A 21,381-nucleotide genomic window follows, 5' to 3' on the forward strand; every position below is an offset into this window, starting at 1 on the left:
TGTATGAAAAAATGCATTTCTTTTTTCATTTTCTTATTGCTCCTCTCTTGTCAGCAAGAGAGTAATTTTGATTTAGAAAAAGATTTATATCAATTTTCAGACAAAATGGAAAATGGTGATACTATTGAAGTAAGTGTAAATCATTCAGCCTGTTTATTTTTATCTCATGAATTGTATACTTTTATCAAACAAAAAGATACTGTATTTCTTCAGACCTATTCGGAAATAAGTTCATTTGAAAAAAGAGAACAGACATTACCAAAAATAGTTTACCAAGCAAGCAATAAAAATCAATTGAGCTTTGAGAATTATTTTAAATATTTATCCAAAGAAAATAAACCAAAAACGGAAACAAATTCTGCAATTGTAAGCATTCATTATAAAAACAAAGCCCAAGCAAAATCTTTTTACAGTGATGGTCTGCGAGATAATCTTGAAAAATTAGATCGTTTCGGATTACTCCGTAAGAAAATTTATCCTAATGATACATTCTTCAACTCACCAAAACCACCACCTCCACCTCCTAAATTCGCAAAATAAAAAAGCACCTAAAAAATTAGATGCTTTTATTTTTGATTGGGCTATTCATTAAAAGAATTTCCCTCTGTTTCTCATATTCGGGTTATGCATATGTTTCTGCATCGTTGGCATTTTCAATTGCTCTTTCATCATTTTAATCTGGTCGGTCATCATTCCTGCACTGTCTAATCGTTTTGCTTCGTCCAGAAGTTTCTGCCCTTCCTGTTTTCTTCCTTTAGAAATTGCTGCTGCTGCAAGATTTAAAGTTGCCATAGCTCTGTCATGCTTCATGTTAAGACCATATTCCAAAGCTTTTTTCATGAAAGGTTCCACTTTTGTAGGATGATCCTGAGCTTGAGTTAATCCCATTAAATAGTGAAAATATCCATACTGGGTTTTATGAAGCTGGGTTTTGTAATCTGTAATATTTTTAAGCCACTCACCTGCTTTTTCCATATTCTGCTTTCTTAATTGCCAGAAAGCCAAAAGAATGTATTCGTTTTTAAAGAAAAGCAGAATAGGTGCTGCAGCCAAAAGGAACACAACGATTCCCCAGCCTAAATTTCTCGTAAAGAACATCATATACAGTCCTAAAAGAATAAGAACCGCCGCAACTGCAATTTTTATATATTTATTCATTATTAAATTTTAGAAGTGCAAAGATAAGAAATTTAAGATTCAAAGTTTAAGGTTCAGAGGCTAAAGTTTTGTATCGAATTCTGAACTGAGAACTTTAAACATTAAATTCTTTCGAACGTTTGAAAACAGAAATCATACTGGTTTTTTTCGTCTTTTTCATGGCAGATTTCGTCTGTTTTTCTCCATATCTTCGGATCGATCTTTGGAAAGAAAGTATCTGCTTGAAGATCTGCTTTTACCAAAGTTACTTCCAGTTTATCAACAATATCCATCGTCTGTTCATAGATTTTGCCACCTCCGATGATGAAAACTTCTTCGTCAATTTTTTTAGCGAATTTTACGGCTTCTTTAATGCTTCCGACGATTAAAATACCTTCTTCGAACCAATCGGTTTTTCTGGACACAACAATATTGGTACGGTTGGGAAGCGGTTTCCCGATACTTTCATACGTCTTTCTTCCCATGATCACCGGATGCCCCGAAGTGATTTCTTTAAAGTGTTTCAGATCTTTCGGAAGATGCCAAAGCAACTGATTTTCAAAACCAATTTCGTTCTTCTCTCCCATTGCCACCACAATTGTTGTCATTAAAATAAATTTTTACAAAATTAGCACATAATTTGTATATTTGGTTAGCACAAAACATATTAAAAAAATTCAAACTATGAAAAATAAAGGTTGTCTGAGCGCAGGAACTATTGGTATCGCTCTTCTTATAATTGTCGCAGTTATTTTCTTCTGGGGCAAAAACGGCTACAACAACTTTGTAGACAAAGAACAGACGGTTAATGCAAAATGGTCTAACGTAGAAACAGTTTATCAGAAAAGAGCAAATCTTATCCCGAATCTTGAAAGAACGGTAAAATCTTATTCCAAATTCGAGCAGGAAACCTTAACGAAAGTTGTTGAAGCACGTTCTAAAGCAACTTCCATCAATATTGATCCTACCAATATGACTGAACAGGATATTGCTAAATTTCAGGCCGCACAGGGAGAATTATCCGGAGCTTTAAGCAGATTGATGGCAGTGGTGGAATCTTATCCTAATTTAAAAGCGGATCAGCAATACATTAATTTCCAGCGAGAGTATATCGCGATAGAAAACAGCATCAGAACAGAAACTGTTTACTACAATGATGCAGCAAAAGATTATAATGTTTCTATAAAGCAATTCCCGAATAATATTCTGGCGAATTTCACCAACTTTAAAGAAAAACCTTTGTTCAAAGCGGAAGCAGGAGCAGAAAAGGCACCTGAAGTATTCTCAGAATAATGGCAACCAGTTTCTTAACAAATCAGCAGATAGCTTCCCTTGTGGAAGCTATTCAGTCAGCAGAAGAGCATTCTACCGGCGAGATCAGAGTGCATATCGATTCAAATACGGATGAAGACAATGCAAAAATTGCTTTCAAGGTTTTCGAAGAATTGTGCCTGAACAAAACCAAAGAAAGAAATGCGGTGCTTTTTCATGTCAATTTCGAACAGAGATATCTTACCATCATCGGAGATACCGGAATTCATGCAAAAGTAAGCCAGTCTTACTGGGATCATCTGCACGACTATATTACGTCTGAATTTGCCAAAGGAAATTATTATCAGGCTTTAAAAAGCGGAATTCTGGAAACCGGTCTGGAACTAAAAAAATATTTTTCTGTAACAGGAGAAAACCACAACGAACTTCCTAATGAAATTACGTTCTCTTAAAATAGTTTTTTCATTTTTACTGGTATGCTTTTACACTTTTGTATCAGCACAATATACAATTCCCCCAAAACCAGACGTTCTGTATCCTGTTTATGACGATGCCAATCTTCTGAAGAAGGAGGAAAAAGATGCGCTTAATAAAAAACTGATCGCATTTGCAGATTCTACCTCTACAGAAATTGAAGTAGTTATTATTCCTTCCACAAAAGGAGAAGACATTAATTTTCTGGCAACGATGTTTGGCGAGAAATGGGGAATTGGAAAAAAAGATGTCGACAACGGAATCGTTTTTCTTATTGCAACGGAAGATCACACGATGGCTATCCAACAGGGAAGAGCCGTGGAACAATATCTTACTGCATCTGTTGCAGGACAGATCTTAGACTATATTGTTACTCCCCATTTTAAGCAAGGCGAGTGGTACGAAGGTATCAACGGCGGTACTTCTGCAATTATGGAAGCGGTTCAGGGTAAATTTAAACCTTTGAACAATCGTGAAAGCGGAAATGGAGATGGAGATGGAAGTATTTTTAAAATTATCATCATTGCATTTGTTATCTTAATTATTATTGCCATCCTTTTCGGAAACAAAGGAGGAGGAAAAGGCGGCGGAAATTATGACGACGACGATGTGATCCTTTCCAGAAGAGGTCGCAGAAATTATCCGGGTGGATTTTTCCCTTTTCCGGGCAGCTTTGGCGGCGGTGGATTTGGTGGTGGAAGTTCCGGCGGCGGAGGCGGCGGTTTTGGCGGCTTCGGCGGAGGCGGAAGCTTCGGAGGCGGTGGTGCTTCAGGAGGATGGTAGAATTTTTATTCCTGCTTTAAATTCACTCAGTTTTTAAATTGAAATAAACACATACAATAAATAATCGGTCATTTTGATCGATTTTTTTTATTTATCAGCTTTATAAAATTTTAATACGTTAAAAATCAAACTCATTTATTCCATTTATATCATTAAAAACATCCTTTTTACTATTAAAAAATAATTAATCTGTTATAAAGCCCGCCTTTACTTCAAAAATTTTTCATTATATTTACGTAAAACAGGTTTATGAAGAAGACGTTGGTAGTTTTTGCGCATCCTTATTTAGAGCACTCAAACTCGAATGCAGAGCTCATTAATTTCTATGTTCGTCATCAGCATTTTACGCTTCGGGATATTTATGAAGAGTATCCTAATTTTCATATTGCCGCTTTCAGGGAAAGAAAAAGAATAAAAAACTATGACCGTTTTATTTTCCAGTTTCCACTCATCTGGTTCGGAATGCCGCCTTTGTTAAAACTCTGGATTGATGAAGTTTTCGACCGCGACTGGCTTAAAGAAGATCATCACAATCCTTTGGAGGGAAAAGAGGTTTACATTTTGGTAACCACAGGCGGAAAAGAAAGATCATTCAGCAAGGAAGGAACCTATCAGTTTACCGTAGAGGAGCTGATCAGCGGACTTATCGTATCGCTGAATGTTTTTAAGGCAAACATTAAAAATATCAAAATCGTTTACGAAGCCAACAAGCTCTCAAAAAAAGAAATTATCGTACACAAACAGCAGTTTGTAGAACTTCTCAACCAATAAAAATTTTATGGAAACAAGCTTAGCAATGAACACACTTATTTTCTTAGGCGTAGCCATCATTATGGTTCCGCTGGCGAGAAAATTCGGGCTAAGTTCTGTCATCGGGTATATTGCAGGTGGAATTATCATTGGTCCTTATGTGTTAAAATTAACGGGAAAAGATGTTAACGACATTATGCACGCCAGTGAATTTGGGGTCATCATGCTTTTGTTTTTAGTCGGTCTGGAGCTTGAACCCCGAAAATTCTGGGATATGCGGAAGAAAATTGTCGGACTCGGCTTAACGCAGATGCTTTTAACGATTTCCCTGCTATTTCTCGTATTTATCTGGGCAGGCTGGAAAATCGACAAAGCCATAGCCGTTGCCATGTGTTTTGCGTTATCGTCTACAGCAATTGTGCTGCAGACTTTACAGGAAAAAAACAATTTAAAAACATTAGCCGGAGAAGCTTCATTTTCCACCTTGCTGTTTCAGGATATTGCGGTGATTCCTATTTTGGCGATTCTTCCTTTAATTGCCAATTACAAATCCAGACATCACGATAACGAAATTCAGGTGCTTATACAGACTCTTCCGGAATGGATGCAGTTCGCGACCGTTATTTTGGGAGTGGTTATTTTAATTTTACTGGGGCGGTATGTTTTTGTTCCTTTTTTAAGATATGTCTCGAAATCCGGAATGTCGGAGCTTTTAACGGCCTCTTCCCTATTTCTGGTCATCGGAGTTTCAGAACTCATGGTTGCTATTGGCTTATCTCCCGCTTTAGGAGCTTTCCTTGCAGGAGTCATGTTAGCCAACAGCGAGTTCCGCCACGAACTGGAAGCACAGATTGATCCCTTCAAAGGATTATTGCTTGCCGTATTTTTTGTAAGTGTGGGTTCCACAATGAATTTTAACGTCATTCAGAAAGATCCGACCTTTATTTTCACCACGGTTTTCGCTGTTTTAGCCATAAAGTTTGCCGTTTTATTTCTTATTGGGAAGTTTTTCAAAATAGATACTCCACAAAGTATGTTTTATGCTTTTGCGCTTTCGCAGGTAGGAGAATTTGCTTTTGTACTGATTAATTATGCTTCAAGTCTGTATCTTTTACCTTCTGAACTGAATGCGCAGATGATGGCTGTAACGGCAATTACCATGTGCATCACGCCTTTTTTATTAATTATTAATGATAAACTTATTACTCCGAGATTCATAAAAGAAGTTCCTGATCCCGATAATGATTTTAATATTCTGGACGGTAATATTCAGCAAAAGAAAATTATCATTGTAGGATTCGGACATTTCGGAAGTACGGTGGGAAGACTTTTAAAAGCCAATAAAATTCCGGCTACGGTTTTGGATCGAGATTCTGACCGTGTGAAATTGTTGAGAAGCTACGGTTTTAAGGTGTATTACGGAGATGCCACAAAAATTCCCACCTTACGCGCAGCAGGAATTGAAGATGCCGAAATTCTTGTTCTGTGTCTTGATGATCCCGAAGACAATAAATTTGTTGCCGATATCGTAAGGGAAAATTATCCTCAGGTAAAAATCTTTGTACGTGCCAAAAACAGAATAGATTCTTATGAATATTTAAACAGCGGAATTCATAATATCTACCGCGAAACTCTGGGAACCGCCGTAGATATGGCAGTTGATGTTCTTCATGCAACCGGAATGCGGAAATACGCAGCGAGACGTCTCGGGCAAAGATTCATGACCATCGATAAAGCTTCCATCCGAAAATTAGCCAAATCGGATCATGATGATGAGATCCATCTTTTTACCACAAAAGAAATCCTCCTGCGAGAGGAGGAATTACTGGCGTATGATAATCTTAATTTTGATAATCAGCAATGGGAAGATTCTTCAAACGACGAAGAGGATGAAGATGAAAATTAATAACTTATGTTTGATTTAAATAAGCAAATCAGTCATCATTTTAACGCTATGACCGCAAAGATTTTATCTCAAACGTTTAATTTTCCGTTCGCAATGGCGTTTCACTCAGCAAAGCATTACTGGATAGTCACGCTTCCGCCACTGCTTTCGTTTTTGGTGATATTGGTAACGTTTCCTTTTTTATACACATTCACGCTTCCGCCGGATGACGCTTCTGCATTAATGGAAGAAGAAGCACTGATGTCTACGCTCGCTCCGCTGGATGAATCTGTTTTCAGATTCTGAACTATAACATCTTTGGCAGAAATACTGCTTCCTGATGAAGCACTGATCTCCGCATTTTTAGCTTTACCGGAAAGATCCAGACTTGCAGCGGATGAAGCATCCACATCAAGATCTACCGCCCAGATTTTTCCGTCGAAACTTCCGCTGCTGTCTATTGAAATATTAAATGTATTTGCTTCAAGATCTCCGGAAACCGCTGCAGAACTCGAAACTTCAAGTTCCATTTTATCCTGCACAAATTTATCCTTCACTTTAACGCTGGCTGCAGAATTGGCATTTAATTTTGAAAAATCTTTCGTATAAATTCTCGCAGAAACATTGTGCGTATTCATCACACGGATTCCCGGTTTGTAATGGATATGAAGCTCTCCACCGTTGTTATCCACCAAAACCTCGTCGATAATATTTTTGGGAGCAGAAATTACGACCTTTTCAAAATCAGCTTTTATAATTTCAGCTTCGATTGCCTGTGAAACTTCAATTTCATCGAAATCGCCCGTCACTTCTTTATGGCTCATCGGTCCGTTGTCTTTCGTTACTACTTTTTCCACCCAGTTTTTCTGTTCGTTGCCGTTATGATGTCGGTCATTTTTATCGCAAGAAGCCAGAAGTGCAACAACTGAAAAAAGAAAAATAGTCTGTGATTTCATGTTTATTATTTTATGAATTAAGTTTTAAGTATCTTTATACCTTATTAACAACTAATTTATGAAAAATATTACATCGGTATTATTAATTTCTGCATTAGCATTCAACCAATCATGTACAACAATGAAAAACACCGATAGCCAACAGGAAGTTCCAGCTCCGGACGCATCGCTTTCATCGAATCCTTTCATGAAAAAAAGCAAACTTCAGTATGAAGCTCCTGAATTTGACAAAATTAAAAATGAACATTTTAAACCCGCTTTTGATTTTGGCTTGAAACAGCACGACGCTGAAATTTTAAAAATTGCCAACAATTCTGAAGCACCAACGTTTGAAAACACCATCGTAGCTCTGGAAAAAAGCGGTGAAGTTCTGAAAAGAGCAACCATTGTATTCTCTAATCTTACCAGCGCCAATACAAACCCGACCTTACAGGCTCTTGATGAAGAATATGCTCCGATCTTTGCAGCCCATTCTGATAAAATGTATCTGAATGAAAATCTTTATAAAAGAATAAAAGCGATTTCTGAGAATGGTTTAGACGCTGAAAGCAAAAGATTATTACAATATTACAAGCAGAATTTTGAAATCGCAGGAGCCAATCTTTCTTCTGCGGATAAAGAGAAACTAAAGCAGATCAACCAGGAACTGGCTTCACTGTCTACGCAATATTCCAACAAATTGCTTGAAGCGAGAAAGCAAGGTGGCGTTTTCTTTACCGATGCAAAAGAACTTGAAGGACTTTCGGCTGATGAAATTGCTGCGGCAGCTTCTGATGCTAAAAATGCCGGAAAACCGGGACAGTATCTTTTAGCATTACAAAACACAACACAACAACCTCTTTTACAGAATCTTAAAAACAGAGCAACGAGAGAAAAACTCTTCAAAGCATCATGGACAAGAGCTGAAAAAGGAGATGGAAACGATACAAGAGAAACCATTGAAAAATTAGCGAAATTAAGACTGAAAAAAGCTCAGGTTTTAGGTAAAAAAAGTTTCGCAGAATGGAAATTGCAGGATCAGATGGCAAAAACGCCGGAAGCTGCAACAAAATTAATGAATCAGATTGCAACTCCTGCGGTAGAAACAGCAAGACGTGAGGCAAAAGATATTCAGGATCTAATCGATCAGCAGAAAGGAGGCTTCAAAGTTGAACCTTGGGATTGGAATTTTTACGCTGAACAGGTAAGAAAGGCAAAATTTGATCTTGATGAAAGTGAAATTAAGCCTTATTTTGAAATTACAACCGTTTTGGAAAAGGGAGTGTTCTTCGCTGCGGAAAAATTCTATGGGTTAACTTTCAAAAAGAGAACGGATCTTCCGGTTTATCATCCTGATGTGGTAACTTATGAGGTTTTCGATCATGACGGAAAATCCATTGCCATTTATTATCTGGATTTCTACACGAGGGATTCTAAAAACGGAGGAGCGTGGATGAGCAATTTTGTAGAGCAGTCTTATTTATTGGGAACAAAACCTGTAATAGTAAACTGCTACAATTATCAGAAACCGGCTCCGGGAAAACCTTCTTTAATAAGTTATGATGATGTTTCCACTATTTTCCATGAATTCGGACATTCTATTCACGGGATGTTTGCCAGTCAGAAATATCCTTCGCTTTCCGGAACCAATGTACCGAGAGATTTCGTGGAATTCCCTTCACAGATCAACGAACACTGGGCTTTAGATCCTGTTGTTTTAAAGAACTACGCTTTACATTACGAAACAAAACAGCCTATTCCGCAAACTTTGGTTGATAAAATTAAAAAAGCGGCAACTTTCAATCAGGGTTACATGACCACGGAACTGGTTTCTGCGGCTGAATTAGATATGGATTGGCATACGGTAACGAATGAAAGTCAGTTAATCCCTGTTTTAGATTTTGAAAAAGAATCTTTAGCGAAACACGGATTTACTTTGGCAACGGTTCCGCCGAGATATCATACGCCTTATTTTGCACATATTTGGGGCGGTGGTTATTCTGCAGGATATTATGCTTATTTATGGTCTGAAACTCTGGATAACGACGCCTGGGAATGGATTTCTAAAAATGGAGGATTGACAAGAGAAAACGGAGACCGTTTCAGAAAATATATTTTGTCTGTAGGAAATTCTGTGGATCTGAATCAGGCATTCAGAGATTTTACGGGACACGATCCGGATATTAAGCCTTTATTGAGAAACAGGGGATTTATTAAATAAATTTTTAAAAGCATTCAATTTTTTGGATGCTTTTTTTTCTTTTTATTTAAACACGAATGACGCAAATATTTTTCACTAATAGCTCAATAAAACATTTCGCAGATGACACAGATTTTAAAATTATAAAAGATCAAAATTCTTGAATTCATGGCTAGCAAAAAGTGTAAATTTGCTTCTTAAAATTTAAAACAATGAACTGTCCCTGCTGTTCCGGAAAGAGCTACGAAGAATGCTGTAAACCTTATCATACAAAAGAAAAATCTGCTCCGACCGCAGAAGCATTGATGCGCTCAAGGTTTTCTGCATTTGCGATTCCGAATGGTAAATATTTAATGGAAACCACTTCGCCGAGTAAAAGGCAGTTTCACAATACAAGAGACTTACAGGAATGGGGAGAAATTAATGAGTGGACAAAACTGGAAATTATAAATAAACCTTCCATGAATAAAGTGGAATTCAAAGCTTTTTACACCGATGAAAATGGCGAAAACCATGTTCATCACGAATTATCCACTTTTAAAATGATCCAGAACCGCTGGTTTTATGTGAGCGGTGATTTTTTAGAATAATTTTTTGTTGGTAATCGCAAAGGTGCAAGGTTTTATTATAATCATTATGCTTTAAGGCGCAAGGATTTTATCTTCGATAAAATTGATTGTGTGAAATTTTATTTAAACAAAAAAATGTCCAGCATTTCTGCCGGACATTCATATTTTATTGAGAAAACTCTTAGTGAGCTTCGTTTCCGTCTACTCCATGAGCGTGACCGTGAGACAACTCTTCTTCTGTCGCAGGACGTGTGTTTAAGATTTCAACCTGGAAATCTAACGTTTTCCCAGCCATCGGGTGATTAAGATCTGCCACAACAGCTTCCGGAGTTACCTCAACCACAATTGCCTGAAAGTTATTTCCCTGATTGTCTGATAATGGTAAAATTGCTCCTACAGGTGGAATTCCAGCTTCCTGGAACATATCGATCGGCAACTGAGCAATTGCATCAGGCTGTCTTTCGCCATACGCTTCTTCAGGCTTAATCGTAAAATCAGCTTTATCTCCAGCTTGTAAACCGTGGATATTCTGTTCAAATTTTGGAATCATCATTCCTACTCCATACAAAAATGTAAGTGGGTTTTCTGCTGTTGTTTCTTCTACAAGAATTTTACTTCCATCCGGCTCAATAGTATGTAGGATATACTTTACAGCTACAACGTGATTGTTTTCGATTGTCATATTTTATTCTTTTTTCGTGATTGCTTTCACGATTAACGGCACAAAGATACTGTTTTTGAAATCATTGACCGAAGAAATATTTATCTGTCTTTTTTTCTTTCGTTACGCTTTTTTTCTCTCTGTACAAAAAGGTATAAACTTTCCACTTTAGCTCTTGCCCAGTCGGTTTTTCTTAAAAATTTCAAAGAAGAGTTAATGCTCGGATTGTCTGTAAAACATCGGATATTGATCTTTTCGCCAAGTTTTTCAAAACCATTGTAATATTCCACCAGCTCTTCCAAAATAACATCTAGTCTTTTTCCGTGCAGAGGATCTTTAGATTGTTGTTCCATGCCGTAAAAGTAGAGAATTTGTATTTCATGACAAATAAATTAATTTTAATGAAAATAAAAAAATTACTGCTTTTAAATAATTTTTCACAAATTATGAATTCAAATTAATAATTTCGTTCAATGAAAAAGCTTTTACCGCATATTATTCTTATTCCGCTGCTTCTTACAATCCCGATTGTTTCTTCTCCGGATTTCGACGGAACGCTTTCGGTTTTCAGGGTTCCTCCATTTCAAAGAGAGTTTATCCGCTTTGTACTGGTTATTATTTTCTTTTATTTAAACCTTAAAATCTTTCTTCCAAAATATTACCGAAGAAAAAAATATTTCCTTTTCTCACTTTTTGTAATGATCTGTTTTGGATGTATGGCATTTCTGCCTACTTATCTTTCTCCGGAAAACATGTTTCCGGAAGTATATCCGAAAATACAGATGAGTCCTCCTGAAATGTCTGATCCAAATGGAAATTTCCCCAAACCTCCAATGAATGGAGAGGCTCCATTTCGCAATTTTGCTCCTAAAAGAAATGACGGCACTTATCATCAGATGATATTTTCTTCTCTGTTGCCGTTTCTTTTTTCTTTTTTATCTTCATTCTTTATTTACAGGAGCAATGAGAAAAAGGAACTGGAAAAATTAAAAGCAAAAGCAGAGCTATTAAATTTAAAATATCAGTTGCAGCCTCATTTTCTGTTTAATATTTTAAATTCTATCTATTCTCTGGCTTTGTTAAAATCTGACGATACGCCTGAAGGAATTTTAAAGCTTTCCAATGTAATGCGGTATGTGGTACAGGAAAGCAGTAAAGATTTTGTAGAACTGAACAGAGAGATAGATTATATAAAAGATTATATTTCGCTTCAACTGATAAGAACAGACAATAGTCTTGATTTTTCTTATACCGAGATCGGGGAAACGCAGGGACTGAGAATTGCACCGTTCATTTTGGTTAATTTTGTAGAAAATGCATTTAAGTATGGCTTCAATGCGGAAAAAAATTCTAAAATTTCTGTGAAAGTCGTCATTCAGGAAGGTACTCTTAGTTTTAATGTTTTTAATAATATTGTGAACGAAAATATAACGGATGAAAGCAGCTTGAAAGTAGGACTGAAAAATACGACTGAACATTTGCAGCAGATTTATGGAGAAAAACAGACTCTTATCATAAAAGATGACGGAGAGACCTATGATGTTGATCTAAAAATTAATTTAATCTGATACGTGATGATAAAAGCAATTGCACTGGATGATGAGATTCTGGCTCTTAAAATTATTGAAAATTATGCCGGAAAAATTGAGAATCTTTCTCTGGAAAAGACCTTCAATATACAAAGCGATGCCCAGAAACATCTCAATAAATATCCTGTTGATCTGATTTTTCTGGATATTGAAATGCCTTCCAAAAACGGAATGGATTTCTATAAAAGTATTTCTCAGAATACAAAAGTTATTTTTACCACAGCTTATTCTGAATATGCCGTAGAAGCTTTCAGTATCAATGCGGTAGACTATTTATTAAAACCTTTTTCGTTTGAACGATTTAAAGCCGCTGTGGATAAAGTAAAAGTGAGTAGTGAATCTGCTGATGTAAAATATCTTTCCATCCGAGCAGATTATAAACTTCACAAAATTAATTTTGATGATATTATTTTGATCGAAGGTTTAGACGATTACATTCAGATTCATCTTGCAGATCATTCCAAGATTACCGCGCGTTCCTCCATGAAAAATATTCTGGAAAAACTTTCAGAAAAAGATTTTGTAAGAGTACACCGTTCTTATATTGTTCCCGTGAACCTTATTAAAACAATTGTAAACCGCAATATTCACATTGGGGAATTTATCATTCCGATTGGGGAAACATTTAAAGGTGTGGTAATGGAGATTGTGAATAAATAATTTTAATTCATCTTTAAACCACCGCGTCAAAAATTCTTCGAATTTTTGCCACCCTGAATTTCTATTCGGTAATTTTCTGCTATTTCTATCATATTATTCTTAATATTTCTTAAAAAAAATCCATTTACCGACACATTTTTACTGTTTACCTCATAAATTTCATAAGCTGTTTTTTTCAAAATACATTTGTTACAGGAAATTGAAAGAATGACATTGAAATCATTCAAATAGTAACCTTAAAAAAACATATTATGAAAACAATAGACAGAAAAGGTTTTTTAAAAACTCTTGGTTTGGCAGGTGTTACTGCGGTGGCAGCTCCTATTTTGATACGTTGCGGAAGTGATGACGATATCACAGATACTACAACAGGTTCATCTTCAGGTTCAGGATCTTCTTCCGGATCAACTTCATCGGCATGTTCTGTTACCAATTCAGAAACCGAAGGACCTTTTCCTACAAAATCACCTTCTACACTTGTACAGACTAATATCGTAGGAGACAGAACAGGTGTTCCGTTCACAATTACAATTACCGTTCAGAATACCAATGCAAGCTGTGCCAATCTTCAGGGAGCTATTGTTGATATCTGGCATTGTGACAAAGACGGAAACTATTCTGAGTACGGAGGAACGACGATGCAGACTGCCGATTATACGTCTTACCATTTCCTGAGAGGAAGACAGACAACCGATGCCAACGGAAAAGTTTCTTTCACAAGTATATTTCCGGGATGGTATCAGAGCAGAGCCACCCACATCCATGTTCACATTTATAATTCTGCAGGGCAGTCTCTTCTGGTAACGCAGATTGCATTTCCTGAAGGCAGTGACAGCGCAGTGGTTCAGGTAGCTTCAAGTACAGGATATAAAGGAATGAGCGGATATACTTATAATGCAAGTGATAATGTATTCAGCGACGGAACATCTAATGAAATGTCTACGATTACAGGAAGTGTAAGTGCAGGTTATGCTCTTACCCATACAATAAAAGTTTCGGCTTAAAAATAAAACAGAGGTTGTTTACTATTAGTTTATTAGTTTTCCACTAAAGCACAGATTTACGCGGGTGTGAAGTGATTAGATGTGTTTATCTGTGCGGTGTGGAATTCCTCAAAAAAATCCAATCAAAATGTTAGTTCAAAGTCCATCACGTATTTTTAAATCGGATCTTTCTGTCTGGAGGAAAGAAAACTCATGTGTTCTGAACGAGATGATTCCCGATGAACAGTCAGGATTGCACAAAATAACAGAAATTGTTTTCGAGGAAAACGGAACATTTGATTTTAATTATCAAAAAAGTTCTACCGTTCTCATCATTGTTCTGTTCGGCGAAATTTTCATTAACGATTTTGAGAAACCTGTTTCTCCGGAGCACATCTTTACTTTAAAGTCTGAAGAAGGCAATACAGTGAACATCAGAAACAATACACCGGATGAGAAAGCCGACATTCTGATTTTTGAACTAAAAAGTATTAAAAAAGATAATTTCTTCAGCATTGAAAATCTGAATATAGACCGTAGAAATCATTTGATACAGATTTCCGAGAAACTGGAATATCCTAATTTCATAGGTCTGTACGAAGGAAGGAAAGAAGAAGAATATTCTTTACATCAGAAAGGAAAATCAATTTTCGGAATGGTAATAAACGGCGCTTTTGAATTTCAGAACAGACTTTTAGAAACCAGAGACGCGATCATCATTTCTGAAATTGAGACCCTTGAATTTGAAGCATTAAGCGAAAACGCCCTTTTAATTTTCCTTGAAGTTTAATTTAAAATAAAAACTAAATACATGGACAGAAAAAAATTTTTAAAAAACTCATTCGGATTAGCAGGAATAGCTGTTGCTGCGCCTGTTCTTCTCCGATCGGAAATTTTTCATGAGGAAATGCTGCCCGAAAAATCTTCTAAAAATGTTCTAACGTGCAGTGTAACCAATTCGGAAACAGCGGGTCCTTTTCCTACGCATACTCCTTCGAGCCTTGTACAAACCAATATTGTGGGAGACAGAACCGGCGTTGCCTTTACGATGAATATTTACATCAAGAATACCAACGGAAACTGTGCTGCCTATCAAGGTGTTCTGGTAGACGTTTGGCATTGTGATAAAGACGGCAACTATTCCGAATACGGAGGTACGGCAATGCAGGCTGCAAATTACACCAACAATCATTTTCTTCGCGGAAGACAGACCACGGATGCAAACGGACTTGTAAGTTTCACGAGCATATTTCCGGGATGGTATCAGAGCAGAGCCACCCACATTCATGTTCATATTTACAAAGCAGACGGAACTTCTCTTCTGGTAACGCAGATTGCTTTTCCGGAGGGAACAGGCAGTGCTGTTTATAATGTGAATGTAAACGGAACTTCATACGGCTATACAAAAGGTATGACGGGATACACCTATAATGCCAGTGACAATGTATTTTCAGACGGAACCAGCAACGAGATGAGCACTGTAACAGGATCTTTATCTGCCGGATATATTTTAACTCATACCATTTATGTAGCAGGAGCCGTTTTAGGAACTCAGGAGGCAGCAAACACCAAAAATTTTAATGTGGGACAGAATTATCCAAATCCTTTCAGAGAAGAGACTATTTTCCCGATTACTCTCAACGAAAGATCAACAGTGAGTATTGAACTGTTTGATGTAAGCGGAAAAAAACTTTTCAGTGTGATCGACAAGCAGAAACTTGCATCCGGAAATCAGCAGATCAAAATGACGAAAAACCAATTAAAATCCGGAATGTATGTCGCAAAAATTACTATTGATAATACGAAAGGAACGTTTACAGAGAATCTTAAAGTTCTTGTAAACTAAGCTTCTTGAGTATTAGATATTTTTCATATCAATTTTGTTTAGGATCAGGGCAGAAATCATAAAAGAACTGCCCTGTTTTATTAAAATTTAAAATGATGAAGGCTAAAATAAAACTTGCATTCAGGATTGTAATTGATCAGAATTCTGAAATTATCTGGGATAAATATATCTTTGAAGATACTTTTTTCGAGTATAAAATTCAGCATCAGGTTTTCGATGATAAAGAAAATCCGGTAAAGAATTACTGGGAATTGCTGAGAAAAAATCCTCATGCAGAAAGAATTCCGTTTTTACTGAGTTCAGCGGTGGTAAACTATGTTGCCCAGCTTAACGGTGAAGTTAAAAGCCTTCCTGATGTTTTGGGAAATACTTTTTTCCCAATTGAAAATTTCAAACTGGATCTCATCAGTTCCAATGTGGAAGATTCTTCAAAGCATAAAATAGGTTTAACTTTTTACACGCCTGAATTGTTGCTGATTGATATTATTGACAATAAGTATCTTTTAAGCAAAAATACTTCGGGAGACTCTTTTGAAACGTTTATGTTTGCCTTTCATCCACAGGTTGCAATAGCTTCTTATACAGCTTTATAATTTATATTGATTAATTTCTAAACAACAGGATGTTGTTTCATTTTTACAGATGATTTTTATTAAAGAGAAACCTCCGCTGAAATTCAGCGGAGGTTTTGTTTTAAAGATCTTTGACAAGTGGTTTTACTTCTTTGCCAAACAGCTCAATAGATTTCATCATAATATCATGCTCCGGAGCTCCCACATCCATGTGTCCGATAAATCTTGTGATACCGAAAATTTCTTTCAGGTAGGCAATTTTATCTGCCACTTCTTTCGGAGTACCGATGAACAACGCTCCTTCTTTGCTTCTTCCGCCGTCATACTGCATTTTGGTATAAGGAGCCCAACCTCTGGAAGAACCGATTCTGTCCATCTGCGATTTATAATTGTGGAAATATCCTTCAATCACTTCCGGATCATCACTTACAAAAGTATGGGAATGAACGGCAATCTGCATTTTTGAAACGTCGTGTCCCGCTTTTTTGTATTCCTGCTTGTAGAATTCAATTAAATTTCTGAATTGTACCGGCATTCCTCCGATAATTGCCACCACTAAAGGCATTCCCAATTCTGCGGCACTTAAAACCGACTGCGGAGTTCCGCCGACAGCTCTCCAGATGGGCAGTTTTCCTTCATTTTTTGCTCTCGGATAAACGGTTTGATTCTGCATCGGTGCACGAAGTTTTCCTTTCCAGGTTACATTTTCCTGAGAATTGATTTTAAGCAATAAATCTAATTTTTCATCAAAAAGTTCCTCATAATCGTTTAAAGAATATCCATACAAAGGAAATGATTCGATGAAACTTCCTCTCCCCACGAAAATTTCAGCTCGGCCATCGGAAATTAAATCCAGAGTGGAGAAATCTTCATATACTTTTACAGGCTCTGATGAACTTAAAACTGTAACACCACTCGCTAATTTTATATTTTTTGTAATACTTGCCGCTGCAGCCAGAACGATTTCCGGAGAAGAAACCGCATAATCGGGACGGTGATGTTCTCCCATGGCAAAAACATCAATTCCCACCTCATCCATGAATTTTATCTGCTCCAGAATTTCACGAATCTTTACTCCTGCATCTTTATATTTTCCTGTTGTCTGGTCGAAAGCAAGATCGCCAAACATTCCTATTCCTAATTCCATATTGTTGATTTTATAGTACAAATTTACGGCAACTGAAAATCAGATGCATTGATGTTTGATAAGAAAGGAAATGGGATATTAAGTCCTGATTTTGCTTTTAAGTTTTAAAAACTGTTTTTCGAAAAGATGGTAAGAAAGCACCGAGCATACAATTGAAGCAATAAATGACAGCGCAACAACTAACATCCAGTTGAGATTGAATCTATTTCCTATTTTTATAAAAAGCATGATTAAAATGGTATGAAAAAGATACAGCCCGTATGTATATTTTCCAAGTTTTGCCAAAATACTTTCATCTGAAATTTTAAAAACATTTTTCTTTCCCAAAGTAACCAGAATTAAGCCGGAAAATAAAATACTGAATATAAATGATTCCAACTTTGCATCCGTAATTACCTTTGAATTTGCTATAACAACAATAACTGCCAACACCAAAAAAGCGTAACTGTATTTGTAAACAGCAGAAACCGTTTCAAGCTTTTGGATTAGATCTTCTCTAAAGACAAAAATATACGCTGGAATGGCTCCGAAAGCAAAATAATGAATATTCGTAAAAAGATCTAAAGTCGGAATTTGTAATTTTTCGTACACCATCTGCATGATGAATGAAAAAACAATACTTCCCAGAAGAAGTTTCGGAATATTTTTAAGGGAAATAAAGTAAAAAGCCAGTCCCCAGAAAATGTAAAAATGCTCCTCGATACACAAAGACCAGATCACGGTAATCGGCGATACATTGGGAAGCTGATTGGTATACATCGCCATATAATTTTCCAGAAAAGTAAGGGTAAACCACCAATTTGGTTGATATCCTTCGTTGGAATAGGAAATATTAAAAAAATCAAGAATAAAAGGTGTACATATCGCAAAAAGTACCATGGCATAATAAAGCGGCCATATTCTTAAAATCCTTCTCATAAAGAACTTTTTCAGCGGAATTGTTCCGTTATTGTTTATTTTTCCGAGAATAAGAATATAGGTGATGAGGAAACCGCTCAGTACGAAGAAAAAAGAAACACCAATCCCCCCTTCCTTAGAAAAATAGTATAAAAAACTATCTTCGGGAACGGGGGAATGGCGTAAAAAAACCAATAAAAAAGACAGAAACCTCAACGAATCGAACGTATGAAAGTGTACTCTGCCTTTTTTGGTGAAGTTCATTATCAATATTTCAGGATTATTTTTTCAGATTCTGATCAAAATAATCTGTTACTTTCTGCATAAGATGCACTCTGTCTTTTCCGATCACGTTGTGCGGATGTCCCGGATATACAAAATAGTCCAACTGAACACCATTATCAACTGCAGATTTGATAAATTTAACGGAATGCTGCCAAACCACAACATCATCCTGCGCTCCGTGAATCATTAATAATTTTCCTTTCAGATTCTGAACTTTATCCAAAAGATTGGCTGTTGCATAACCTTGCGGATTTTCCTGCGGTGTATCCATGTATCTTTCGCCATACATGATCTCGTACATACTCCAGTCGATTACGGGTCCTCCTGCAACCCCCACTTTGAAAACATCCGGCTTACGAAGCATGAAACTCGTTGTCATAAACCCTCCGAAGCTCCATCCGTGGATTCCCATTCTTTCGGAATCTACGTAAGGAAGAGATTTTAAATACTCTACTCCTTTCATCTGGTCGTTCATTTCTGTTGTTCCCAGATTTCTGAAAACAGCCTGCTCGAATTTTAACCCACGATTAGAAGAACCTCTCCCGTCCATCGTGAAAATGATGTATCCGTTTTGTGCCATGTATTCATACCAAAGATTTCCGGATGCCGGGAAAGAATTGGTTACTAATTGTAAATGCGGACCGTTGTATAGATAAACAATCACTGGATATTTTTTGCTGTGATCAAAATTGGTCGGAAGAATCATTTTTCCGTACAAAATTGTTCCGTCGTCGGCTTTTAAGTTGATATTTTTAATTTCCGGACGCTGATAATTTTTCAGTGTATTTTCAGCAGTCAGAAGATTGTTTGTCTTTAAAGTGTTTGTGTTGATGATGTTGGCAACTCTTGGTGTATCGGTGTTGCTGTAGACATCATACAGGAAATTTCCGTCGCTGCTTAACACTCCGGAGTGAACTCCTTCTGCGTTATCCATTCTCTGCATCTTAAAATTTGTCCAGTTGATTCTGTACAAATGCTTTTCCAGCGGAGTCTCTTTCGTGGAGGTAAAATAGATTTCTTTTTTCTTTTCATTGAAACCTAAAATATCCGTTACCAGCCAATCTCCCTTTGTAATCTGTGCAACGAGTCCTTTTTCCAGATTGTAGTGGAATAAATGATTATATCCTGTTCTCTGGCTCTGCCAGATGAAATCTGTATTGGAATTCGGGAAGAACGTTAAAGGATGTTGAGGTTCCACATATTTATCACTGGTTTCTTCGAATAAAGTTTTCACTAAATTTCCTGTCGAAGCATCATATTGATTCATTTTCAGGTAATTCTGTCCTCTGTTCAGAACGCCTACAAAAATATACTTTGAATCCGGACTCCAGGTAACAGCCGTTAAATACTGATCTTTTTCGCCTTCGATATTTAAGAAAGTTGTGTTCTGAGTTTTAATATTGAAAACTCCCAGAGTTACCTGATGAGACGTTTTTCCCGCCATCGGATATTTGATATTGTGATTTACAGCAGGAGTTACAGACCAGTCAATAATCGGATAATCTGCAACCATCGTCTGATCCATTCTATAGAACGCTACGCTTTCTGAATTTGGTGCCGGGAAAATTCCGGTATCAATTCCGAATTCGTTACGGTGAACGTTGGAAGCTCCATTCAGAATATTTTCATCGGTATCATTGGTTACTGCGATAGTTTTTCCGTTTTTATTAACAAATAAATTATTCTTTACCGTAAATGCAAAAGTCTGGTTATCCCCAAAAATCTTCATATTGGCAGCATTTTCGTCCAAAGCAACAGAATTTTTTGTTTTCCAGTCGCTGCCGGATTTTTCTAGCCATACCATTTTTCCGCCGGAATTGAAATATCCCTGAGAATTGCTGATGAATTTAATTTGTGGAACTGCTTTGAATTTATTGTCTGCTAAATTCTTATTCAACTGGGATAAAGAAACCAGCGTATCCTGTTTGTTGGTTTTCAGATCGGTGATTAAATATCCGCCTTTTACCGCCTGAATATAAGATTTTCCATCTGCAGACCATGAAAACTGCGAGATGTTTTTAACGGCTAAGTTGGTTCTCATCCCGTTTACTGCCTCCGCCATTGTAAATTTTTGGGTCTGCGCCAATGCGCTGCTCCCCAAAACCAGCATCCATAAAGATAATTTATATAATTTCATTGTATAAAATTGAATCCCTCAAAAATAAGAAATAAATATCAATGGTTAAGAAGTGTTAAAGTAAAATGGAGTTTGGTTTTTTGTTGGTTGTTGATGGCTGTTTGCTGTTGTTTATTTTGAATTTATTTGAGGTAATTTAAATCTTATTAAATGACAAAGTGAGACTTTTGCTTTATTGAGATTTCTCTGTCACAATGACTGGGTTAGAATTTTAACGCAAAATACGCAAAGGGATTTTTAAATGATTAGGCGGATTTCGTTCGCAACGACACTTCGACAAGCTCAGCATAAAATAAACTTGTCTAAACTTTTTTACCACAAAAGATGCAAAAGATTGTAACACTTTAGCAGTTTAAGTTTAATACTTAAATGGAAAAAAGAGCACATAAGTTAAAAAAAATCAAAGATTTTTTCTCTTTGCAGACTTTTGAAATACTTTGAATAAATCCAATAAAGACTTTTGTGTACGATTTTTTGAGACTGCTTTGCTGCTTCAGAACTACGTTCGCAGACCTTCTGCTCGCAATGACGTGTAATGAATTACCGGCTTGAATCCTAGCCACGATTGCAGCAATTGTCTGAGCTCATTTCTTTAGTTT

22 protein-coding genes are annotated in these 21,381 nt (G+C 36.6%); 14 read left to right on the forward strand and 8 right to left on the reverse strand.

What is annotated here, in order from left to right; genetic code table 11:
- The first annotated feature begins 3 nt into the window (after window positions 1-3).
- Entirely contained in the window at window positions 4-540 is a 537-nt protein-coding gene (locus QWT87_RS04100) for a hypothetical protein (protein ID WP_302713875.1), read from the forward strand.
- 48 nt (window positions 541-588) lie between these two features.
- Here QWT87_RS04100 and QWT87_RS04105 read toward each other — a convergent pair whose 3' ends face one another.
- Both QWT87_RS04105 and QWT87_RS04110 read right to left on the reverse strand, forming a co-directional pair.
- Window positions 589-1,158, reverse strand: a complete 570-nt coding sequence (locus tag QWT87_RS04105) for a DUF2892 domain-containing protein (RefSeq protein WP_271246308.1) — start codon at window positions 1,156-1,158, stop codon at window positions 589-591.
- Between the two features lie 101 nt (window positions 1,159-1,259).
- Entirely contained in the window at window positions 1,260-1,745 is a 486-nt protein-coding gene (locus tag QWT87_RS04110; protein WP_302713879.1) for a dihydrofolate reductase, read from the reverse strand.
- Between the two features lie 76 nt (window positions 1,746-1,821).
- Between QWT87_RS04110 and QWT87_RS04115 the strand changes: the two genes are divergently transcribed.
- From QWT87_RS04115 to QWT87_RS04135, 5 genes are all read left to right on the forward strand, one after another.
- A complete protein-coding gene (locus QWT87_RS04115; RefSeq protein WP_302713881.1) occupies window positions 1,822-2,430 on the forward strand; it encodes a LemA family protein in 609 nt (202 codons plus the stop codon).
- Window positions 2,430-2,861 (forward strand): TPM domain-containing protein, encoded by a 432-nt coding sequence (locus tag QWT87_RS04120; RefSeq protein ID WP_302713883.1) that lies wholly within the window; start codon window positions 2,430-2,432, stop codon window positions 2,859-2,861. The genes QWT87_RS04115 and QWT87_RS04120 overlap by 1 nt, the downstream gene beginning before the upstream one ends.
- On the forward strand, window positions 2,842-3,666 hold the full coding sequence (locus tag QWT87_RS04125; RefSeq protein ID WP_302713885.1) for a TPM domain-containing protein: 825 nt from the start codon (window positions 2,842-2,844) through the stop codon (window positions 3,664-3,666). The genes QWT87_RS04120 and QWT87_RS04125 overlap by 20 nt, the downstream gene beginning before the upstream one ends.
- A gap of 249 nt (window positions 3,667-3,915) precedes the next feature.
- Complete coding sequence (locus QWT87_RS04130; protein WP_076393105.1) at window positions 3,916-4,437, forward strand: NAD(P)H-dependent oxidoreductase; 522 nt, start codon at window positions 3,916-3,918, stop codon at window positions 4,435-4,437.
- A gap of 7 nt (window positions 4,438-4,444) precedes the next feature.
- Window positions 4,445-6,322: a monovalent cation:proton antiporter-2 (CPA2) family protein gene (locus tag QWT87_RS04135; RefSeq protein WP_087711614.1), complete on the forward strand. Its 1,878-nt coding sequence runs from the start codon at window positions 4,445-4,447 to the stop codon at window positions 6,320-6,322.
- A 116-nt stretch (window positions 6,323-6,438) separates the two neighbouring features.
- On the opposite strand, the gene QWT87_RS04140 is transcribed toward QWT87_RS04135, so the two are convergent.
- Entirely contained in the window at window positions 6,439-7,257 is an 819-nt protein-coding gene (locus QWT87_RS04140) for a head GIN domain-containing protein (RefSeq protein WP_302713889.1), read from the reverse strand.
- A 58-nt stretch (window positions 7,258-7,315) separates the two neighbouring features.
- Here QWT87_RS04140 and QWT87_RS04145 point away from each other — a divergent pair, with 58 nt between their 5' ends.
- Together QWT87_RS04145 and QWT87_RS04150 are read left to right on the forward strand one after the other, a co-directional pair.
- Window positions 7,316-9,457, forward strand: coding sequence for a M3 family metallopeptidase (locus QWT87_RS04145; RefSeq protein ID WP_087711617.1), 2,142 nt, complete (start codon window positions 7,316-7,318; stop codon window positions 9,455-9,457).
- Between the two features lie 191 nt (window positions 9,458-9,648).
- Complete coding sequence (locus QWT87_RS04150; RefSeq protein WP_087711619.1) at window positions 9,649-10,026, forward strand: YchJ family protein; 378 nt, start codon at window positions 9,649-9,651, stop codon at window positions 10,024-10,026.
- Between the two features lie 160 nt (window positions 10,027-10,186).
- On the opposite strand, the gene QWT87_RS04155 is transcribed toward QWT87_RS04150, so the two are convergent.
- Together QWT87_RS04155 and QWT87_RS04160 are read right to left on the reverse strand one after the other, a co-directional pair.
- Window positions 10,187-10,687 (reverse strand): FKBP-type peptidyl-prolyl cis-trans isomerase, encoded by a 501-nt coding sequence (locus QWT87_RS04155; RefSeq protein ID WP_087711621.1) that lies wholly within the window; start codon window positions 10,685-10,687, stop codon window positions 10,187-10,189.
- Window positions 10,688-10,767: 80 nt separating this feature from the next.
- The gene (locus QWT87_RS04160) at window positions 10,768-11,019 is read right to left on the reverse strand and encodes a VF530 family protein (protein WP_087711623.1); all 252 of its coding nucleotides are present in this window, start codon (window positions 11,017-11,019) and stop codon (window positions 10,768-10,770) included.
- A 120-nt stretch (window positions 11,020-11,139) separates the two neighbouring features.
- On the opposite strand from QWT87_RS04160, the gene QWT87_RS04165 reads away from it, so the two are divergent.
- The 6 genes from QWT87_RS04165 to QWT87_RS04190 all read left to right on the forward strand — a co-directional run bounded on the left by QWT87_RS04165 (window position 11,140) and on the right by QWT87_RS04190 (window position 16,337).
- Window positions 11,140-12,234, forward strand: a complete 1,095-nt coding sequence (locus QWT87_RS04165) for a sensor histidine kinase (RefSeq protein ID WP_087711625.1) — start codon at window positions 11,140-11,142, stop codon at window positions 12,232-12,234.
- Window positions 12,235-12,240: 6 nt separating this feature from the next.
- On the forward strand, window positions 12,241-12,915 hold the full coding sequence (locus QWT87_RS04170; RefSeq protein WP_087711627.1) for a LytR/AlgR family response regulator transcription factor: 675 nt from the start codon (window positions 12,241-12,243) through the stop codon (window positions 12,913-12,915).
- Between the two features lie 251 nt (window positions 12,916-13,166).
- Window positions 13,167-13,919: a dioxygenase family protein gene (locus QWT87_RS04175; protein ID WP_194304389.1), complete on the forward strand. Its 753-nt coding sequence runs from the start codon at window positions 13,167-13,169 to the stop codon at window positions 13,917-13,919.
- Between the two features lie 127 nt (window positions 13,920-14,046).
- On the forward strand, window positions 14,047-14,688 hold the full coding sequence (locus QWT87_RS04180) for a pirin family protein (protein ID WP_087711631.1): 642 nt from the start codon (window positions 14,047-14,049) through the stop codon (window positions 14,686-14,688).
- Window positions 14,689-14,709: 21 nt separating this feature from the next.
- On the forward strand, window positions 14,710-15,744 hold the full coding sequence (locus tag QWT87_RS04185; protein WP_165763017.1) for a T9SS type A sorting domain-containing protein: 1,035 nt from the start codon (window positions 14,710-14,712) through the stop codon (window positions 15,742-15,744).
- 95 nt (window positions 15,745-15,839) lie between these two features.
- Entirely contained in the window at window positions 15,840-16,337 is a 498-nt protein-coding gene (locus QWT87_RS04190) for a hypothetical protein (protein ID WP_087711633.1), read from the forward strand.
- Between the two features lie 100 nt (window positions 16,338-16,437).
- On the opposite strand, the gene QWT87_RS04195 is transcribed toward QWT87_RS04190, so the two are convergent.
- The 3 genes from QWT87_RS04195 to QWT87_RS04205 all read right to left on the reverse strand — a co-directional run bounded on the left by QWT87_RS04195 (window position 16,438) and on the right by QWT87_RS04205 (window position 20,782).
- The gene (locus QWT87_RS04195; RefSeq protein WP_302713899.1) at window positions 16,438-17,463 is read right to left on the reverse strand and encodes an LLM class flavin-dependent oxidoreductase; all 1,026 of its coding nucleotides are present in this window, start codon (window positions 17,461-17,463) and stop codon (window positions 16,438-16,440) included.
- Window positions 17,464-17,541: 78 nt separating this feature from the next.
- On the reverse strand, window positions 17,542-18,624 hold the full coding sequence (locus tag QWT87_RS04200) for an acyltransferase family protein (protein ID WP_302713901.1): 1,083 nt from the start codon (window positions 18,622-18,624) through the stop codon (window positions 17,542-17,544).
- Between the two features lie 16 nt (window positions 18,625-18,640).
- Entirely contained in the window at window positions 18,641-20,782 is a 2,142-nt protein-coding gene (locus tag QWT87_RS04205; RefSeq protein WP_302713903.1) for a S9 family peptidase, read from the reverse strand.
- Window positions 20,783-21,381: the final 599 nt, after the last annotated feature.

This window comes from Chryseobacterium urinae (genome assembly GCF_030518295.1).
Taxonomy (GTDB): Bacteria; Bacteroidota; Bacteroidia; order Flavobacteriales; family Weeksellaceae; genus Chryseobacterium; species Chryseobacterium mucoviscidosis.

Coding starts and splice junctions, on each gene's coding strand:
- QWT87_RS04120 (WP_302713883.1), top strand. CDS start 2,430: ATGGCAACCAGTTTCTTAACAAATCAGCAGATAGCTTCCCTTGTGGAA.
- QWT87_RS04130 (WP_076393105.1), top strand. CDS start 3,916: ATGAAGAAGACGTTGGTAGTTTTTGCGCATCCTTATTTAGAGCACTCA.
- QWT87_RS04180 (WP_087711631.1), top strand. CDS start 14,047: ATGTTAGTTCAAAGTCCATCACGTATTTTTAAATCGGATCTTTCTGTC.
- QWT87_RS04135 (WP_087711614.1), top strand. CDS start 4,445: ATGGAAACAAGCTTAGCAATGAACACACTTATTTTCTTAGGCGTAGCC.
- QWT87_RS04175 (WP_194304389.1), top strand. CDS start 13,167: ATGAAAACAATAGACAGAAAAGGTTTTTTAAAAACTCTTGGTTTGGCA.
- QWT87_RS04185 (WP_165763017.1), top strand. CDS start 14,710: ATGGACAGAAAAAAATTTTTAAAAAACTCATTCGGATTAGCAGGAATA.
- QWT87_RS04190 (WP_087711633.1), top strand. CDS start 15,840: ATGAAGGCTAAAATAAAACTTGCATTCAGGATTGTAATTGATCAGAAT.
- QWT87_RS04115 (WP_302713881.1), top strand. CDS start 1,822: ATGAAAAATAAAGGTTGTCTGAGCGCAGGAACTATTGGTATCGCTCTT.
- QWT87_RS04110 (WP_302713879.1), bottom strand. CDS start 1,745: ATGACAACAATTGTGGTGGCAATGGGAGAGAAGAACGAAATTGGTTTT.
- QWT87_RS04145 (WP_087711617.1), top strand. CDS start 7,316: ATGAAAAATATTACATCGGTATTATTAATTTCTGCATTAGCATTCAAC.
- QWT87_RS04150 (WP_087711619.1), top strand. CDS start 9,649: ATGAACTGTCCCTGCTGTTCCGGAAAGAGCTACGAAGAATGCTGTAAA.
- QWT87_RS04160 (WP_087711623.1), bottom strand. CDS start 11,019: ATGGAACAACAATCTAAAGATCCTCTGCACGGAAAAAGACTAGATGTT.
- QWT87_RS04200 (WP_302713901.1), bottom strand. CDS start 18,624: ATGAACTTCACCAAAAAAGGCAGAGTACACTTTCATACGTTCGATTCG.
- QWT87_RS04155 (WP_087711621.1), bottom strand. CDS start 10,687: ATGACAATCGAAAACAATCACGTTGTAGCTGTAAAGTATATCCTACAT.
- QWT87_RS04140 (WP_302713889.1), bottom strand. CDS start 7,257: ATGAAATCACAGACTATTTTTCTTTTTTCAGTTGTTGCACTTCTGGCT.
- QWT87_RS04195 (WP_302713899.1), bottom strand. CDS start 17,463: ATGGAATTAGGAATAGGAATGTTTGGCGATCTTGCTTTCGACCAGACA.
- QWT87_RS04165 (WP_087711625.1), top strand. CDS start 11,140: ATGAAAAAGCTTTTACCGCATATTATTCTTATTCCGCTGCTTCTTACA.
- QWT87_RS04205 (WP_302713903.1), bottom strand. CDS start 20,782: ATGAAATTATATAAATTATCTTTATGGATGCTGGTTTTGGGGAGCAGC.
- QWT87_RS04170 (WP_087711627.1), top strand. CDS start 12,241: ATGATAAAAGCAATTGCACTGGATGATGAGATTCTGGCTCTTAAAATT.
- QWT87_RS04100 (WP_302713875.1), top strand. CDS start 4: ATGAAAAAATGCATTTCTTTTTTCATTTTCTTATTGCTCCTCTCTTGT.
- QWT87_RS04125 (WP_302713885.1), top strand. CDS start 2,842: ATGAAATTACGTTCTCTTAAAATAGTTTTTTCATTTTTACTGGTATGC.
- QWT87_RS04105 (WP_271246308.1), bottom strand. CDS start 1,158: ATGAATAAATATATAAAAATTGCAGTTGCGGCGGTTCTTATTCTTTTA.